General features: G+C 68.6%; 8 protein-coding genes and 2 pseudogenes. 3 read left to right on the top strand and 7 right to left on the bottom strand.

The window, feature by feature from the left end; all coding sequences use genetic code 11:
* Positions 1 to 8: 8 nt before the first annotated feature.
* Positions 9 to 533, bottom strand: coding sequence for a hypothetical protein (locus ABT001_RS31985; protein WP_351284799.1), 525 nt, complete (start codon positions 531 to 533; stop codon positions 9 to 11).
* A 107-nt stretch (positions 534 to 640) separates the two neighbouring features.
* On the opposite strand from ABT001_RS31985, the gene ABT001_RS31980 reads away from it, so the two are divergent.
* The 3 genes and pseudogenes from ABT001_RS31980 to ABT001_RS31970 all read left to right on the top strand — a co-directional run.
* Positions 641 to 1,093, top strand: coding sequence for a hypothetical protein (locus tag ABT001_RS31980; RefSeq protein WP_351284798.1), 453 nt, complete (start codon positions 641 to 643; stop codon positions 1,091 to 1,093).
* Positions 1,094 to 1,361: 268 nt separating this feature from the next.
* Positions 1,362 to 2,855, top strand: a pseudogene (locus tag ABT001_RS31975) (ISAzo13 family transposase); the annotation flags it as partial.
* Between the two features lie 12 nt (positions 2,856 to 2,867).
* A pseudogene (locus ABT001_RS31970) lies at positions 2,868 to 3,725 on the top strand (IS3 family transposase); the annotation flags it as partial.
* A gap of 156 nt (positions 3,726 to 3,881) precedes the next feature.
* On the opposite strand, the gene ABT001_RS31965 reads toward ABT001_RS31970, so the two are convergent.
* From ABT001_RS31965 to ABT001_RS31940, 6 genes are all read right to left on the bottom strand, one after another.
* Positions 3,882 to 4,574 (bottom strand): MIP/aquaporin family protein, encoded by a 693-nt coding sequence (locus ABT001_RS31965; RefSeq protein WP_351284794.1) that lies wholly within the window; start codon positions 4,572 to 4,574, stop codon positions 3,882 to 3,884.
* Positions 4,575 to 5,315: 741 nt separating this feature from the next.
* A protein-coding gene (locus tag ABT001_RS31960) for an IS3 family transposase (protein WP_351284792.1) occupies positions 5,316 to 6,499 on the bottom strand; the annotation gives its coding sequence in 2 pieces (ribosomal slippage) (positions 5,316 to 6,209 and positions 6,212 to 6,499; 1,182 coding nt in all).
* A gap of 347 nt (positions 6,500 to 6,846) precedes the next feature.
* Positions 6,847 to 7,299, bottom strand: coding sequence for a hypothetical protein (locus ABT001_RS31955; RefSeq protein ID WP_351284790.1), 453 nt, complete (start codon positions 7,297 to 7,299; stop codon positions 6,847 to 6,849).
* A gap of 149 nt (positions 7,300 to 7,448) precedes the next feature.
* Positions 7,449 to 7,874 (bottom strand): hypothetical protein, encoded by a 426-nt coding sequence (locus ABT001_RS31950; protein WP_351284789.1) that lies wholly within the window; start codon positions 7,872 to 7,874, stop codon positions 7,449 to 7,451.
* Positions 7,875 to 7,967: 93 nt separating this feature from the next.
* On the bottom strand, positions 7,968 to 14,510 hold the full coding sequence (locus tag ABT001_RS31945) for an RHS repeat-associated core domain-containing protein (protein ID WP_351284788.1): 6,543 nt from the start codon (positions 14,508 to 14,510) through the stop codon (positions 7,968 to 7,970).
* A 156-nt stretch (positions 14,511 to 14,666) separates the two neighbouring features.
* On the bottom strand, positions 14,667 to 18,479 hold the full coding sequence (locus tag ABT001_RS31940; protein WP_351284786.1) for a LamG-like jellyroll fold domain-containing protein: 3,813 nt from the start codon (positions 18,477 to 18,479) through the stop codon (positions 14,667 to 14,669).
* Positions 18,480 to 18,501: the final 22 nt, after the last annotated feature.

Here is an 18,501-nt window from a genome sequence, read left to right as displayed (position 1 = left end):
GGGTGGTGTCAGTCGCCGATCTCGTGGGGGAGTCCGTCGTCCAGGACGATGCGGATCGTCTGGCCTTCTCCGTCGAGGGCGGTGAGCTCGGCGGCGATGCGGTTGTAGGCGGTCATGGCGAGCGCCCAGTCCGCTTCCAGTGGGGTGGCGGCGGAGCGCGTCTCCCACAGCTTGATGAGCAGGCCGATGAGGGAGCGGCCGGACAGGACGGTCTGGACGCGCCCTTCCTTGACGTCCTCGACCGAGGGCGGGGTGCGGAAGTGGTCGTGGTCGACGGCCAGGGCGGTGAGCCACTCCCAGGTGTCGCGGTGCGCGATGAGGTCTACGGAGGCCACCCCGGCGGCCTTGAGCAGCAGGACACCGTGGTCGACCCGCGGATCTTCGCCGCCGGTCGGCGCAAGGGCGGAAGAGGGCGCTGCGGGCGTGCCGTTGCCCTGGTAGGCGGCCTGGATCGCATGCTTGAGAGCGTCGTCCTGGTCCCGGTTCTGGCGCTCAGGTTCCGGCTGTGGCGGCTGCTCCTGGTTGCTCTCCATGGCTCCCCCCTGGGAGTCGGTGTCGGATGAGCTGGGCGGTGCCGTTGCGGAGGCGGCGGGCTCGTGGCCGGGCTCAAGGCTGGGCTCCGGGGCCGCAGGCTCCACCGGTGTTGGTCGCCGGTGTCGGGTTCGTCGGCCGGCCTCTGGAGTTCCCCGAGGGAGCGGAGGGTGTCGGCGAGTTCCAGCAGCTGGCGGAGCTCACTCCGGGTTTCGCTGAGGTCGCTGATCATCCGGTCCTGGCGGCGGCGTACCTCGCGGTTCTCCTCGCGCAGTCCGGTGACGCCTATCTGGACGGCCTCCATGATCTTCAGGCGGCTCTGGGTGACCTCTGCGTGCAGGGCGGTCAGCCCGACCGTCTTGTCCTCAAGCCGGGCAACCGGCGCCAGCAGGGCCCGTATCGCCTCCAGTTCCTTCATAACGCTGGGTGGGAGGTTTGTTGGTGTTCGGTGAGGCGGCTGGCCTGGTGTGTTGCTGGTTTGCTGAGTGCGTTGTGGCAAAGGGAGTCCCTGTTCGATGAGCAGGGGCTTCTTCATGTGCGGGGCATGATCGCGAGGGGGTAGGGGCAGGCAGCGGGCGGCTTGTTGTGGATCGAGGAGGTCGTGATGCCGTGGGTGCTGGGGTTGATGGAACGACGTGAGGCGCGGGCGAGGCAGGACCTGGAGTCCTGGACGGAGGTCCTGGAGCAGGCTCAGGCGGAGGTGGATGCCGCGCGGGAGCGAGTCGAGCGGGCCCGGGTGGGGCGTGAGGAGCTCGTGTCGGCGCTGGCCGAGGAGAGCACGGTGAATACGCCGGCTTCCGTGCCGTGTGGTGGTGAGGTGGCTGCCGCTTGGAGCAACAGTGTTGGGGCGGATTCGCAGACCGGGCGGCGGGCGCAAGTCCGCTGCCGAGCGCGACCCTGGTCTGCTGGCGGCTCTCGAGTTGCTGATCGAGCCGCGTGCGGTGGGTGATCCAGTGTCCCCGTTGCGCTGGACCACCGCCTCGCTGCGGGACTTGTCCCAGGAATTGACCGTTGCTGGTCATCCGGTCAGTGCCCCGGTAGTCGGTGGTCTGCTGCGTGCTATGGGCTTCAGTCTGCAGGGCATGGCCAAGAGGCGGGCCGGCAGTCAGGTGCCCGACCGAGACGCCCAGTTCCGTCACATCAACACCGCTGCCGAACGTTTCCTGTCGCAGGGCCTGCCGGTGGTGAGTGTGGATGCGAAGCAGAAGGAACCGATCGGCTGCTTCGCACGCCCCGGCCGCACCTACCGCCCCAAAGGGCAACCGATCACCGCTCCGGATCACGACTTCTTCCGCCCCGACACCCCGTTCGCCATTCCATACGGCATCTACGACCTGGGCCGCGACAGCGGCTGGGTGAATGTGGGCACCGACCGCAACACCGCTGCCTTCGCGGTGGAGTCCCTGCGCCGCTGGTGGAAGGTCCAAGGGCGCCTCGATCATCCCAGCACCGATCGCTTGCTCGTCACCGCCGATGCCGGAGGGGCCAACTCGGCGGACTCCCGCCTGTTCAAAATGGGCCTGGCCGACTTCGCCGACGAGTCCGGGCTGAGTATCACCGTCATGCACTTCCCACCAGGTACTTCAAAATGGAACAAAGTGGAACATCGTCTGCTCTCCCGGATCACCCACAGCCTGCGCGGGCAGCCGCTGACCAGCTACGAGGTACTGCTGGAGACCATCTCGGCCACTCGCACCAGCACCGGACTGACCGTCCAGGCCGTGCTGGACGAGAACGCATACCCCACCGGGCGCGTGCTCACCCGAGCCGAACGCCAGAGCGCCGAGCGACGCGTCGAACGCGATGAGTTCCATGGTGAGTGGAATTACACCATCGCCCCGCAGGACCCTGGCCAGCAGTCTCCGGAAGATTCACGGGCCGAGTCGGGCCCTCCGATCCCGGCCGGGGCCACCTTCCTCCTCACCCACCCCGCACTCACTGGCATGACCCGAGAACACTTCGAGCAGCTCGTACTCCAGCTCGAACCGTGCCAACTGCTCCTGACCGAAGCCGAACGCCAGAGCGCAGACAGGGACGGTCGCGGCCGCAACCCCGGTTTCGGCACCCTCGATCACCGCCACCGTGTCCTGGGCGCCGTGCTCCGCAGACGCAACACCGTCACCTTGACTCTCGCGGCCGAACTGATGGGCCGCAAGCGTAACGTGCTGAGCTACCACGCTGGGAGGTCCAAACCGATGCTGGCCTTCGCCGGACCCGAGCTCGCCAGAGTCCTCGTCTTCCACATGCCCCACCCTCCCCGCACGCTCGAAGCCTTGAAGCGCCTGATCGAGCACCACGATGAGATCAACTCAAGCAGTAGTTAAATTACGGGTCCTCTGAACCGCTTCCAGTGTGTCGCCGACCTCCAGCGCCGTTACGGCGTGAAGCGGCTGTGCAGCATCCTCGGCGTCAGCCGCTCGAGCTTCTACTACTGGCGGCGGACGGCCGTGGACCGGGCCGCCCGGCAGGTGGCCGACGCGAAGCTGACCGCCCGGATACGGGCCGTGCACCACGAGTCGGACGGCGCTTACGGGGCCCCGAGGATCACCGCCGAGCTCCGCGAGGAGAACGGTGTCGCGGTCAACCACAAGCGGGTCGCCAGGATGGTGCGGGCGTCCGGGATCGAAGGGGTCCGGTTGCGCCGCCGGCACCGCACCACCGTCGCCGACCCGGCCGGGGCCAAGGCCCCGGACCTGATCGGCCGCGACTTCACCGCGGACAGGCCGAACACGAAGTACGTCGGCGACATCACCTACATGCCCGTCGAGGGCGGGAAGTTCTGCTACCTGGCGACCGTCATCGACCTCGCCTCGCGCCGTCTGGCCGGCTGGGCGATCGCCGAGCACATGCGCGCGGACCTCGTCACCGACGCCTTGGCCGCGGCGATCCGCACCCGCGGCAGTCTCGCCGGATCGATCATGCACACCGACCACGGTGCTCAGTACACCAGCAGGATTTTCGTCGAAGCCTGCAGGTCAGCAGGGGTGCGGCGGAGCATGAGCGCGGTCGGGTCCAGTGTGGACAACGCACTCGCCGAGTCCTTCAACGCGACCTTCAAACGCGAGACCCTGCAAGGACGAAAGAGCTGGCCGACCGAGCGCGAGGCCCGACTCGACGCCTTCCGATGGCTCCACCGCTACAACACCCGCCGCCGACACTTCCGCCTCGGGCAACGATCACCGATCGCCTTCGAGAACGCCCTCCACCGCACACCAACTAACGCTGACACAAGCCGCTTAACCCGTGTCCAGGATTCGGGGTCAAGGCCCGACCCTCTGCTGCCCAAAGTGCTGGACAAACGCTGCTATTACAAGTGAACGAAGCCACTCCCGCCGAACGGAAGGCCACAGTCACTGTGCCGGCTGTACGGCGAGCGCCCGGGAGTCCGCGCTGTCGTCGGCCGTGTTGAGAAGGGCCACGTCGTGAGGGTGGAGAGCGCGGAAGCCCATACCTGCCGCCGCCCCGCCGAGGAGGTTGGCGAGCAGATAGATCCAGAGAGCGGACCAGTCGAACAGGCCCGCCATGGCTCCGCCGAGCGCCACAGCGGGGTTGAACACGGCCCCTGAAATCCCGCCCACCGTGACCGCGCCCGCCAGTACGGTGAAGCCGATGGCGAGACCGTAGAACGAGTTGTCGGGGTGACTCGAGCTGGTCGCCACGTTCAGGACGACATAGGCCAGTCCGAAGGCGAAAAGCGCTTCGACCACCAGTGCGGCGGCCAGCGCGCGGCCGGAGAACGACAAGGGCTGCACGGCATCGGCCGACACGGCCCACCGGGCGAGCGGTCCGGCTGCCAGGGCGGCCAGCGACTGGGCGCAGACGTACCCCGCCGCGGTCGCTCCACTGATCCGGCCGCGAAGGAGTACGGCGAGGGTGACCGCGGGGTTGTAGTGCGCGCCGGAGACGTGGCCTCCGGCATAGACCATGACCATCAGGATCGCTCCGACGGCCAACGGGGCTAACGGAGCCTTGGAGAGCACTACCGTGCCCACCGTGAGGACGAGAAAGAAGGTGCCGATGAACTCGACCGCATACCTGCGCATTGGGGGCTCCTCAGAACACGGGTTCGGGGGCTGACTCGCAGACACGTCGCGTCCCGGCCACACGTGTGCAAGTGCACGCTGGGGCCTGAGCGCAAGAACGCGATTGCATCGGAAACGTAGTCACCACCAAGGCACCGGGCCCAGGGGGTTGCGTCTTACGGAAGAATGACATCGGCCGGAGGACATCCGCCCGCCACCTGCAACGGACCTGGTGCGCGTAGTGCCGACGCTCTTGAGTCGGGAAAACAGCCCTGCCGGAGGTCGCACTCGCCGACTGAGCGGGGCAGGTGCTGCCCGGCCCGGTCTGCTGGCCGGGAACTCGTCCCACCCGGGCCACGGTGGGGCATTCGGTCGGCGATGTCCGAACCATGCATCCTTTCCGGGGATCGAGCGAGAAGACTGACCGCGTCCGACGCCTTTCTCGGGATCCGCGTCCCTTCAGTCCCGCAGTCTGCTTCCGGATCTCGTTCCGCCCGGACGGGGCGCTTTGCCACCCGCCGCCGCCCGTCAGGTGGGGCGGGGGGCGGTTGGGCCCTCCAGGGCTGGGTGAAGGGCATGCGATCTTTCCTTTGGTCCGGGGCGTGCACGAGTGGGACTGCACGTTCACCGCAAGGGGTGGTTTGGTCAATTGCTCCTTGCTTGTCTTGAGGAGAGGGAGCACGGTTTCGGGTGCTGGGTGAATCAGGGATGACTGCGCTCGGCGGACGGTGGGGACTGCTGCACGCGTAGGTGACAGTGGGGTTATGCAGCCAGGGCTGCGGGTGGGGTCATGATGGCTTCGTACTCGACGGGGGTCAATCGGGCCAAACGTTTCTGGCGTCGGCGGCGGTGGTAGGTGCGCTCGATCCAGGTCACGATCGCGAGCCGTAGTTTCTGGCGGGTGGCCCAGGAACGGCGGTCGAGGACGTTCTTCTGCAGCAGCGCGAAGAAGCTCTCCATGGTCGCGTTGTCGCCGGCTGCACCGACTCTCCCCATCGATCCGAACATGTTGTGACGTGCGAGAACGGCGACGAATTTCCGTGAGCGAAATTGCGACCCGCGATCGGAATGAACGATGCATCCAGCGACCTGGCCCCGACGGGCCACCGCGGATTCAAGAGCCCTCACGGCGAGGCTGGACTTCATCCGGGCGTCGATGGAGTAGCCCACGATGCGGCCGGAGTACACATCCTTGACCGCGCACAGGTAGAGATTGCCCTCGCCGGTGGCGTGCTCGGTGATGTCCGTCAGCCACAGCCGGTTCGGCCCGGCAGCAGTGAAGTCCCGCCGGACCCGGTCGTCATGGACCGGCGGGCCGGCCTTGGTGTTCTTGCCTCGGCCTCGGCGTTTGCCGAACGCGCTCCACCAGCGGTTGTCGCGGCAGATCCGCCAGGCGGTCCGCTCGGCCATGGCCTCACCGGCCGCCCGGGCCTCGTCGGCCAGGAAACGGTGTCCGAACTCCGGGTCGTCGCGATGCGCGTCGAACAGGGCATCGGCCCGGTATGCCTCGGCCCTCTCGGTGTCGGTGACCGGTGAAGCCAGCCACCGGTAGTAGGGCTGGCGGGCCAGATTGAGCACCCGGCACGTCACCGCCACCGGCACCCGGTCAGGGGCAGCGGCGGCGGCCAGCTCGCGGACGAGCGGGTACATCATTTTGACGGCAGGTTCGCCTGCGACAGATACGCCGCGGCCCTGCGCAGGACCTCGTTCTCCTGCTCCAGGAGCCGGATGCGCTTGCGGGCCTCGCGCAGCTCGGCCGACTCACCCGACGCTGTCGCCGGCACGGAGCCGCTCTCTTCGGTGTCGGCGCGGCGCAGCCACTTCGACAACGTGATCGGGTGGACGCCGAAGTCGGCGGCGATCTGTTCCAGCGTGACGCCGGGCTCGCGGTTGCGTGCGACCCGCACGACGTCCTCGCGGAATTCCTTGGGATACGGCTTGGGCACTGCGACATCCTTCCAGGCCGCCTCTCAGCAAGCCAGGTCAGGTGTCACCTATCCGTGCAGCAGTCCCTCTGTGGGTGCTGCCCCTCCCGTCACAAGGTGTCCCTGGATAGCTGGTCCAGTTGCACGGCGACCGGCCGCCCCGATCACCGGAGCTGGGACCGCCGCCAGTCATAGACGCGCAGCCCTTGGCACCGTCGCCGTCTGAAGTCAGCCCGCTTGTCTCTGACCCCCGCGTCCCCTGTGCGGATTCGGCTGCCTATTGTGCACGCGGGCCGGGTCCGGGTGCCGACAGTGCTGCCGCGGGTGGCGGCGGCAGCGGCCTTGAACGGCACGCGCACCAACGTGAGTCAGTCCACGTCCTCCAGGATGCCCGTCTCTTTGTCGGTGAGGCTGTCGAAACAGGACTCCTTCGTCGCCATGGCGGTGGATTCGACCCAAGGGTGCATGCTGCTGTGCCGGGCGTTCAGGATCCAGCCCCGCTTCTTGTACGTGGCTATGACGTAGACACTGCCGTTCTCCGTCGGCACGTCCTCGGTGGGCGTCGTCTCCTTCCAGCCGTGGGCGCCCAGGTTGGCCAGCATGGCGGCGAACTGCCGACGGGCCCTCGCAGCGGTGGCCTCGGAGGCGCCCGTGGCGTCGTCGGACGACCAGGTGACCACACAGGGTGACAGCCGGGCCGCGAGGGCTGCCACCTTCTGGTCCTTCTCCGTGGCCGCCGCTCCGGCCGAGTGGCGGGGCTTCGGGAAGCCCGCTTCGGTCTCTCCCTCGGGGAGACCGGCCGCCACGACGGCAGTGTCCATCTCCTGGCGTACGGTGTCCTGCCCGAATGGCGCCTGCGTCGAGGGCACGGCGGCGGATCGGGCGGGGTGTTCAACGGCGTCTCCGCAGCCGGCGACAAGCACCAGCCCGGCGACGGCAGCCGTCCATCCGGCTGCGCGCGCAAGGCGCCTCACCAGTCGTCGCCGATGTCGAAGTTGGCGGCGATGGGCGTGCCGAACTGATCCAACGCGATCAGCAGGTACGTGTCCAGGGCGTTCAGTCCGTCGTACAGCTTTTCGGCGAGTTCCCAGGTCGCCACCTGCTCGGACCGGGAGATCGGCAAGGCGGCCGCGGGGACCTTGTCCAGGGGCCACCCCTCTTCGGGATCGTCCACAATCACATGCACACTCATGTCGTCGTTCTCGAACCAGAAGCGGTAGCCCCCTGTGGGATCCCGTCCGTCGTCGGTCACCGAGAAGGATATGCCCAGGGCGCGCTCCACATCAGCGCGCAGTGTCGCTGCGAACGCCCGGCAGTTCCAAGCGGAATGCGCCGGGCCGACCCGGATGTCGATATCGGCCTTGTAACCGGTTCCGTGTTCCTCGAATTTTCCCACGCGTTCTTCCTTGTGTCGCAGAGGAGAGAGGCGGACGCCCGGCCAGTTTCACGCCGGGCGCCCGCCTCCCGCTGTTTGATACCAAGCCTGAGGTCAGCCCACGTTTTCGTCCACGATATAGTCGCGGCCGAAGATGATGACCCGCTGCATCACTCGTCCAGGCTTGTTGAACTGCCTGAACCCTTCCCTGGCGTCCTTCTCGCTCGTACCGCTCTGGCGTGTGTCGATGACGACCAGATCGACCTTCTGCTGCCTCTCCGAACTGCGCAGCGCGTCCCGCACCCGCGTCATCTTATCGCTATTCAGCGACTTGAAGTCGGTCCGCTTGTCGTCGACCCAGGCGTCACCCGCGTGCGGTGGCACCTGGTCGTCATTCCGGGACATCACCTCATGGCCCATGATCGCCAACGTCAGGGCGATCTGAAACTCGCCCGGCTTGTCGAATCCAAATTGGCTGGCGCCCTTCTTGGTGTTCTTGCGCTTCCAGGACTCGTCGATCCGCTCCATGATCTCTTCAGCTTCGTCGCGATCCATTCCGCCCGTCAGCGCGTCCCGCAGATCGTCACCGAGGTTGAACGCGCCGCAGCCGTCCCGCGCGCCACGGCGGCACATGTCCTCGTTCATCTCCTCGACCATCTCGTCGAAGGGGTTGGAGAGGTCGTACTTCCCGTCGAGGATCTGGTTCACCCTCTCCTTGCGGAGCATCGCCGCGATCTCATGGTTGGTGAAGAGGATCTGCTCCATGTAGCGCGAGTAGCGCGCCGCGCCCGGCGGGGCGCTGCCGGAGCGGCCGTCCTTGTTGACATACGAGGTGCCCGCGGTGCTGGTCCCCGACTTGTTCGGCTTCTTGCCCTTGGCCTTGATCTCGGCCGCGGTGTCCGGGCGGCCACCGGTGCAGGAGATCTCGCCGGTGTGGCACTCGGGCACGCCGAGTCCGGACGGGTCGGCGACGGTCGTCGGGTTGTTGTTCGCGTAGCCGTAGCCGTTGAGCGACTGGTGCTGATCCGGCATGAGCAGCGGGTCGATGCTGAGGAACTGGCCCGTGGAGGTGTCGTACTCGCGGGCGCCGACTTGGGTGAGGCCGGTGGAGCTGTCGGTGCTCTTGCCGAGGAAGCCCTTGTCGTTCGGCCAGGTGCCCACGACGCTGCCGCGGGTGGTTCCGAAGGGCGTGGTGTATCGCTTGCTGAGCGTCTGTGTGCTGTCGCTGGTGATCGAGAGGGCGCTGGTGCCGTGGTGGTCGCCGGAGAGGTAGTGGACCTTCTCGGTGCCCGACGCGTTGCTGCGCATCGCGATGTTGGCGCCGCCGACCGTGTAGTAGCGGTTGGCCCAATTCTTGCCGCTCTTCAGGTGGACCTCGGTGGCTCCGAGGTACAGCACGGTCTCGTCGTCCGTCGCGGTGCTGCGGCGGATGAGGAGGGTTCCGTCGGCGTCGTAGAGGTAGTTGGTGGCCGCGGTGCCTTCGGTGAGCTTGCTGAGGCGGCCCTCGGGGTTCCAGAGCAGGGACTGTTTGGTGATGGAGCCCGCTGACTCCACGCGGGTCTCGGTGTTGCCGGCCGCGTCGTAGGTGTATTGGGCGTTCGCCGCCGGGTCGCACGTGGCCGCGGTCGTGGTCGACTTCAGGGCGTGCTTGCGGGCGGGGTCGTAGCAGTAAGTGGTGGTGACCGGGGTCGGGACCGCTGTGTTGCGGGTCTCGGTGGCCCGCTGGCCGGACACGGTGTAGGTGTAGCTGGTCCAGTAGGGGGCCGCGCCGCCGAGGTTGGCCACGGTGCGGCCGGCCGTGGAGCAGTCGGCCGTCTTCGGCGTCCAGACCTCGCTCAGGCGCTTCTGGCCGTCGTAGGCGAAGCACTGGAGGTCGGGGCCGGCGCCGGTGTCGGCCCGGTCGAGGATGGCGGTGACGTTACCGGTCTGGTCGTAGCGGTACTCCAGGTCCTGGATGGGGCCGCGGGTCTGGTCGTCGGTGGCGGACGTCAGCAGCCGGCCGGTGCCCGCTTCGTAGGTGCGCGAGATGAACACGCGCTTGGCGGTGGTGGACGTGCCGAGCTGGTACTCGTGGACCTGTCCGAGCGCCGAGTAGTCGACGCCGAGCAGGTAGCCGCTGATGCCGGACTGCTGGACGGGCAGGCCCGCGTTGTTGTAGAGGGTCTCGACCGTTTCGGCGGCCAGTCCGCCGGCCGCGGGCTCCTTGGTGTTGTTGACGGTGCCGTCGAGCCGGTAGGCCGTGCCGAAGGTGAGCGTGGCCTGCGGGACGGCGCCCGAGGTGACCAGCGGGTCGTTCGCCGGCAGGGTCAGCGTGGTGCTGGTCGGTCGGTTCAGGCTGTCGTAGGCGTCGACGGACTTGATGTACGCCTTGCTGTTGACTTGGCCGACGCCGCTTTCGTAGCGCACGGACTGGTCGACGTAGCCCTTGAGCAGGGTGTCGTACGTCCAGGAGGCGAGCTTGTTGGCGTCGGTGCGGCTGGTGTGCCAGAGCCCGGTCTTGCGGCCCAGTTCGTCGTAGCCGTAGTAGAGGTACTGGTTCTTGGCGTCCTTGGTGTGGTCGACCTGGTCGAGGACGGTGTATTTGGTGGTCGTCGTGCCCTTGTCGGGGTCGGTCGCGGTGACCTGGCGTCCACCGAGGTCGTAGGTGTACGACCACTCGGACCCGTCGGGGCCGGTGACGGTCTTCTGCTTGCCGTCCAGGGTGTAGGTGTAGCCGACCTTGGTGTAGGAGGTGCCCTGGGCGGCGCCGTACTCGGTGTCGTTCGGGTTCGGGCCCGCGTAGGTGCGGGTTTCCTTGGTGCGGCCGAGCACGTCGGTGATCACGCGGGAGGCTGTGCCGCCTTCGAGGGCGCTGGTCGCCACCGAGTCACCGGTGTACGTGGTCGTGGTGTCCCACTTCTTGACGCCCCACGACGACAGCGTCGTCTTCACCGCGCGCGCGGCGCCATCGTAGAGGGTGTCGTTCTGCTTGGGTGACTGCGCGTACTCCACGCCCGTGTAGGTGCTGTTGGGCGCGGTGGCGTTGTCGTAGGCGTCGTTCTGCGTGGTGACGGCGAGACTGCGGGAGTCGTACCGGGTGTCGCTGAGCACCCGCCCGCCGCCGGCCGCAGCCGGGACCTGGGTCTGGATCGGGCGCAGCAGCGAGTCGTACAGGGCGTACGAGGTGCGGTAACTGGTGCCGTCTGCCTGGAGTTGGGCGACCGAGTTCCAGGACGGCTTGGTCTGGCTGATGCCGTAGTCGTACTTCGCGTCCGGTGTGTCGCCCGCGGCCTTCGACCGGTTGGACAGCCAGGTCGCGGTGAGCCGGCCCAGCGCGTCACGGGTGTACTCGGTGCGCTTGAGGTTGGCGTCGAGGGTGTAGGTGACCGTGCCTCGCGCCGGGTCGAAGTAGGTGTACGACTTGTGGGTCTGGCCGTTGGACGCCAGCTTCGGGTAGGTGACGATGACGCCGGTCACCGGTCCGCCGGTGGCCGGGTAGTAGGCGGTGCTGGTCGCGGTTCCGGCGGCGTCGACCACCTTCAGCGGACGGCCGAGCTTCGCTGTTGCGGTATCGAAGGTGGTGGCGGTGACCGTCTGCCAGGACGTGGTGCCGGGGTTGCGGTCGGCGGTACCGCTTGCGGCCGGGTAGCCCTTGGGCTGGCCGGTCCAGGTGGGCAGGCCGAGCGTCGGCGTCTGGTCGGCCTGCCAGCCGGTCGCCGCGGGATCGTCGAAGACGACGGCGGCGTCGGACAGGACGTCGCCGCGGGTCTGGGAGTCGGTGGGCAGGGACAGCTTGTCGTCGGTGTCCGCGCACTGCTTGGCCACCGTGCGGGTCCGGGAGATCAGCGAGGTCAGGCCCTTGGCGTCGTTGCGCGCATACCAGGTGCGCGTGCAGCTCTCGTCGCCGGTCGCCGACCAGTCGCCGTGGTTCTCGCTGTGGGTGACCATGCCGTACGTGTCGTCGTACGTGCTGGAGGTGGCCGTGGTCCGCCACTTCTGCCCTGCCGTCAGCCAGGTCCGTTCGTAGCTGCGGGCCGTGCGCACGAAGTGCGCCTTGGTGTGGGCGTACGACTTCTGCTGGCTAGCGGTCTGCTTGGACCAGAAGTTGTTGACGGTGAACGCGATCGGCGTGGCGCCGTCGTAGGTGATCTCCTGGCGCAGCTGCCCCGCGTACTGGTCGGAGTCGGTGGCCTGGGAGAGGGTGACGCCCGGCATTGTGACCGGGTCGACGCTCCCGGCGCGGGTGGTGCCGTCCGCCAGCTTGTCGCCGTTCATGCCCTGCATGAACAGCTTGACCGTCTTGGAGCGGACGGTGCCGACCTCACCGGTGTACGCGGTGACCTTCTGGTAGCCGCGCCACTCGGACCAGGTGCGCTCCTTTTCCTTGGTGAAGGGGTCGTTGTTGTAGTGCCAGGCCGGGGTGTCGTACGTGTAGCTGTACTCGACGGCCGGGTTCTTGGCGGCGGTGTCGCTGGTGGAGACCGCAGTGACCCGGTACTTGTGGAACCAGTCCAGTGCCGGGTCGCCGCCGTTGATCGCCCAGTACACCGGGTAGCAGGACATGGTGTTCTTGTCCGCCGAGGCCGGCATGCTGGTACCGCGCACGCACTCGGGGTGGGCCAGGTCCACGGTCGTGACGGCGCCGGTCTCCGAGGTGATGGTGGAGATGCGGGGCCGGGTCAGCGGAAGGATGTCGCCGCCGCCGGGCTGGGTGCCGCCGTCGACGCGGTTGGGTCGCTGCTGGTAGGTGAAGCCGACCTCCGGCAGGGACTCGTCCGTGCCGTTGAGGCCGGTGCGCTTGAGCGCAGTGAGGGTGAGGACCTGGTCGGAGCTGTTGCCGATGTCCTGGCCATCGAAGAAGGCCTGGGTCAGGGCGAAGGAGTCGACCGGCTTGAAGGCGTCCGGCTCGGCGGCCGTGGACCACCAGTGGGTGCGGATCTCGGTGAGGCGCTTGCGGGTGAAGAAGGCTGGGCCGCTGGACAGGCAGTCCGTCTCAGACGCCGAGCAGAGTGAGTCGAAGGGTACGTCCGGCCAGTTGACGGCGGTGTCCTTGGTGAGCGACTCGCACGAGGAGGCCGTGCAGCGCTCCTTGTGGCCGAAGGTGACCTTCGCGGAGGTCACACCGGTGAACAGGGCGTCGGCACGCTGTCCGTAGCGGATCTCGGTCGGGTAGCCGCCGCGGACGTAGGAGGCGAGGGCCGTCTTGTCGCCGTTCTTGGCGTAGTGGTTGCTGTCCTTGGTGTACCAGTACGTCGCCGCGTTGCCGTGGACGTCCTGCACGAGGTCGAGGTTCCAGCGCCAGGCCTGGGTCTTGGCGCGGCCGGAGTAGCCGGTGCCGGAGGAGTATCCGGGCTCGCCGCTGTCGTCGCCGAAGACGGGGGCGGTCCAGGTGGAGTCGGTTCGCTCGGTGCCGGCGCCGGGCAGCTTGTTCAGGCCGAAGGTGTAGGTCGTGCCGTCGCCGGTGACGACCTTCCAGTACTCGCCCTTGCCGTCGCCTTTGCCGCTGACGATGTCGTCGCCGTCGTCGCCGTTGTCCGCGCCGACCTCGTGGAAGACCTGAGAGGCGTCGTCGTTCTTCAGCCGCCACTTGCCGGAGGTGTCGTCCTTGACCAGTTCGTTGGCGACGCCGTTGAGCACGAGCGAGGCGTTCTCGTACTTCCAGCACAGGTCGTGCTTGCCGTTCTGCCCGTCGTCCTCGCACGAGCCGTACTTGCGCTCGATGTAGGACTCGGTGAGCGAGAAGCCTTCACCGATCTGGGAGGCCTGGTTGTTGGTGTTGGCGGTGCGGCCGTCGATGGAACCGGAGTCGTACGCCAGCGTCAGCGGCGGTACCGGGCCGGCCGGGGCCGGCGGCAGGGTCACCGGGTAGGACCATGTGAAGGAGCCGGACGACTCGCCTGCCTGCCAGGCGGAGGAGGCGGACAGCGGCGTGGCGGCGAGGTCGCCCGCGCCGGCCGGCGAGGTGGTGCCGGACTCGGCCGCGAGGGCCATCACCGTCGGCGTGGAGCTCGCGGCGACGGCGATGCGTGCCGTCACGGTCTGCGCGCTCGCGTCGTTGTCGGACGCAACGGGTGTTGTGGTGCGGCAGGCGGCCTTCTCCGGGGTGGTGAGCACGCACGCGGGCAGCTTCACCAGGCCTAGCCGGGTCGCCCAGTTGCCGCCGACGGCGGAGCCGAAGGAGCTGTAGTCGACCGTCAGCCGGGCGGTGCCGCGGCGCTCGGTTCCGACGGTGAACAGCAGGCCGGTGATCCCGGCCCGCTCGGTGGCCCGCCGATCCAGGACGCGTACGGTGGCCGCGCCGGAGGCCCGCTTCGCGCCGGCCTTCGGATCGGCGGTGACGTCCACGACGGCGTCGGCTGACCGCTGAGCCAAGGAGTCGCGCGTGGCCCCGGCGGCCGGCCAGGAGGCGATGCGCTCGTCGCGCGCCTGGGTGATCAGGCGCTGGTTGGCCTTCTCGTCCCGGGCGACCCTCGTGCGGGCCTTCTTTGCGCCGAGTCCGGTGACGGGGTGGACCTTGCTGACGCGGGTGTCGGCGGAGTCTGGGGCGCCGGGGCGGTCTGCCGAGGCGGCCACACCGGTGGGCACCACCGGCGCGGCGAGCAGTGTGAGGAGGAGAGCACCGACGACCGGCCGTCGGCCGGTGCGGTTCCCTCCCCTCGGGGAACGTGGTCTGAACACGGTCTGCTTTCTGGTGGGAGGTGGAGAGAGGGGTATGGCAGGTGGAGAAGAGAGGAGCTTGAGAGGAAAAGGGCGTGAGAAGAGGAAGGGGGCGCGGGCTGTGCGTCCCGCGCCCCCTTTTTCAGGGATGAGACAGGCCGGCCCCGACGGCCGCGATCAGTCGCCGACCACGGCCGACTTGTGGTGGGCGCTCTGCACGGCGCCCGCCCACAGGCGGATGTGGTGGACGCGGCCCGGGACGTGATTGCCCCACGCGCTGTTCAGCCAGCCCTTGCCGACCGCCGCGCCACCGCTGCTCGCGGTAGCGGTGAAGGCGGTGGGCTCTCCCTGGCGGTCGATGAGGAAGAGCGAGCTCTGCCGGGTGTGGGCGTCGTAGGCGCCGGTCAGTTCGACCTCGGTGCCGAGCACGGCGACCTCGTCGCTGCGCACCGACACGTCGGATCCGTCCGCGCTGAGCCGGCCGAAGTGCCAGCGGCCCAGCGCCCACGTCTCGGAGAGCGGCTCGCCGGTCGTCTCGTCGAGGACGGGGTCGCCGTTTTCGTCCAGGACCTCGTGGCCGGTGGTGTCGACGCCGGTCTTCTCGAACCACAGGCCCCAGGAGGAGCCGGTCGCCGTGCGCTGGCCGAGGATCTGGGCGCGGTAGCTGTCCGGCTTGTCCTTGAGCGCGGCCCCGTCGACCACCGTCTCCACGGCCACCGTGAAGGAGCCGGTGGCGTCGACGAGCGGCGCGCCGAACTCGGCTCCGCCGGTACCGTCCAGGACGACGGACTCGCCGTCGAGACTGGCGCCGCCGTGGAGGGTGAGCGTGGGGCCGTAGTTGCTCGTGGTGTCCTGGAGGGTGGTGCCGGAGGCGCCGTCGGCCTTCAGGTCAGCCACCAGTTCCAGATGCGGCAGGCCGGTGCCGTCCGCGCCGTCGAGAAGCCGGGCCTCGTCGGCGATCTCCTCGGCGGACTTGGCCGCCTGCCAGAGGGTGACCTCGTCGATCTCACCGGTGAAGGCGTCGGTGTAGGTGCCCTTGTACTTGACCCGGCCGATCTGGAACGCGCCGCCCGCAGGCCAGTTCGAGGTGATCGTGTCGGTGCCCTGGAGCTGTCCGTTGACGTACAGCGACAGGAGGTTCCTGTCGTGGTCGACGGTGACGGCGAGGTGCGTCCAGGCGCCGACCTGGGCGAGGTCCTTGGCGTTGACGCGCTGGTTGCTGAGCGAGGTGCTGGCGGCGTCCGCGTCGGCCAGGCGCACGCACCAGGTCTTCACGTCCTCGCAGTAGCTGAGGAAGAAGGGGCTGTAGTAGGTGCCGTCCTGGCCGGCGACGGTGAGGTTGCGGCCAGTGGCGCCGAGGCGGACCCAGGTGGCCACCGTGTACGCGGCGGCCGTCTGGAAAACCGGCTCGGTGGTCGCGGCGTAGCCCGTGTCGGACGTCTTCAGCGCCTGGTCCTGGCCCATGACCGCGGGGGTGGTGTCGGTGGCGGGCTCCTTGACGATCTCGCCTCGGCGTCCGTTCGGCGTGCGCACGGCACCGGACAGGGTCAGGTTGTCGCGCAGGGTGCTGTCGGTGGTAGAGGTGTCGACGGCGGCACCGCCGGACTCGTCGAAGTTCCAGTGGGCGACGGGCTTGGGGCCCTCGCTGACCAGGAACCGGACGATCTGCTCGTCGCCGCCGAGCGGGTAGGCGGTGGACTTCGCCTGGACGTGCAACAGGTAGGTGCCGGAGGACGGCGGGGTGAAGGTCGCCTTGTAGGTGGAGCCGGTCTTCCAGTCGGACCAGGCGGCGTCGGTGGAGAGCCGGAAGCGGTAGCCGTTGTTGGTGCTGGTCTCGCCGGGGGCAGGACCGAACACGGCGGTGCCGGCCTTGCCGGGCCCGCCGCCGGCGACGCAGCTGCCACCGGACACGCACTCGCTGTACGTGGTCCAGGACGTGATGCTCGGCTTCTGCGGTGCCTTGCTGTCCACCCGGAAGTAGCAGAAAGGGCTGGCCGCACTCGTCAGGGTGCTCTGGTCGCTGTTGTAGTAGGACTTGGTGAAGGACTGGTAGCGGTAGAGCTTGCCGTCCTCCAGGGCCGTGTCCCAGTCCTTCGTCTGCGCCGGGAAGCTCTTCAGCGTGCTGCTGTACGCGGCGAAACCGCTGGTCGGCTTGTACGAGGTGGCGCTCGGTTCGGGCGCGTCGGCCCAGGTCGTGCCGCTCTTGACGTCGACGTCGAAGTAGATGCGCAGACGAGCCCCGGACTCACCGCCGGCGGCCGTCTCCGGGGTGGCCAGCAGGTCGGGCCTTGGGTCGGTGATGGTGCTCGGCGACGACTCGGTCTTGCTGCACACCCGGCTGGCACCGGCCTTGATGCCGTACTCGGTGGGGGTGGCCGGCTTGCTGACGTAGTCGACCGTGAGGACGGCGTCGTCATCGAAGCGCTTCCAGGAGACGGCGTCCGACTCGTCCTTGGCCATGAGCATCAGCGTCAGCCGCGGGAACGAACCGTTGGCGAAGGACCGGACGGTCGGCGTGAGGTTCTCGTCCGTCTCCTCCGCGTTGTCGGCGAACCGGATCGGTGCCTTGGGCTGCGAGGGGGAGCAGGCGTCGCCGCGGCCGGCGGAGACATGGCGGTCGCCCATCTGGTCCAGCTTGGTCGGACCCGGCCACTTGCTGGACGAGGAGATATTGTTGGTGCGCTCCAGGTCGACCCAGCGCGCGGCGCAGGAGAACGACCAGGTCTCGGTGACCCGGAACTCGGCGGTGAGGACCTGCTTGCCCTTGAGCTTGTCAGGGGCGAACTCGAAGTACATGCGGTTCACGTAGCCGTTGCCGCAGTAGTACGAGACGCCGCCGATCACGGCGGAGCCGCACTTGCCGACGCTCATGCCGTTGGTGCCGCCGGAGAAGTTGTAGAAGACGTCGCCATCGGAGGAAAGCACCGTGCGCTCGGACTCGTTCAGCTCGACCGAAGGGTCGATGTAGAGGGGGAGTTCGTTCGCGGCGGTGTCGGTCAGGAGCGCGTCGTCGGGGGTGACGTGGAGGGCATCGTCGTCGAGGACGACACCCATCAGGGCCGTTTCGTCGCCAGGACCGGGGCCGTCGATCGGGTCCGCCTGGTCAGGGCCGGTCACCGTGACCGGGGCGGGCTCGGCGTCGTCGGTGGCGGTGGCGCCGAGCGGGCGCGTGCCGGCGGTCTGCGCCGACGGGCCGTCGTCGGCGGAGGCGGAGGGCGAGGCGGCAGAGGAGGAGGTCTGCGCGCTGTCGCCCGCGGAGTTCCACATCTGGGCGCTCGGCGAGCGGAAGACGACCTGGCCGTTGCCGTCGACGGCTTCCATGGTGCCGGCGGCGCCAGCCCGCACGGAGAGGCCGTCGATCTCCAGGCCGTAGCTGATGGTGCGCAGTCCGGGCGCGGCGGCGGCCTCCAGCGTCTCGACCTCAAGGACCTGGCGGAAGCCCTCGGAGGTGGCCGTCAGGATGAGGTTGACGTCGGGCCGGACGTTCTCGTAGACGGCGCGGTTGCCGTCCAGGCGCGGCTCGGGCAGCGTGCCGGGCCAGCCCAGGGAGACCGACCGTCCCTCCTCACCGATGGTCACCAGGCCTGCGCCGGGGCCACCGCCGGAGAAAGTCATGTCCACGGCGGCGGCCCGCGGGGCGACCGAGCCGTCGGCGCGCTTTTCCAGCGTGGCGTCGGGCTTAGTCCAGCCGCCGTCGGTGGTGGCGACCCGGACCGGGACGATCGACTTCTCCAGGGTGAACGTGCCGCCGTCGGGGTTGGCGAACACAGTGTCCCGCTCGGTGCGTTCCTCGATCACCTCCACGCGTTCGCCGCTCGCCTCGGCCCGGGCCAGCGCCTGTTCGGAAGGGGACAGGGCGGTGGCGGCTTCCGACGGCGCGGCGCTCGCCGAACCAGTGGTGAGCGGCAGGCCCGGAACGGCCGTCAGCGCGAGCGCCAGCACGACTCCGGCTCCCGCCAGGCGCGCTGCGCGCCGTCCAATCGGTGTCATGAGGGTCTCCGTATGAGCGAGG

It is taken from the genome of Streptomyces sp. NPDC002793 (assembly GCF_040295485.1).
Classification (GTDB): Bacteria; Actinomycetota; Actinomycetes; order Streptomycetales; family Streptomycetaceae; genus Streptomyces.
Note: the sequence above shows the minus strand (reverse complement) of the source record. Positions and strands in the feature narration are given on the sequence as shown.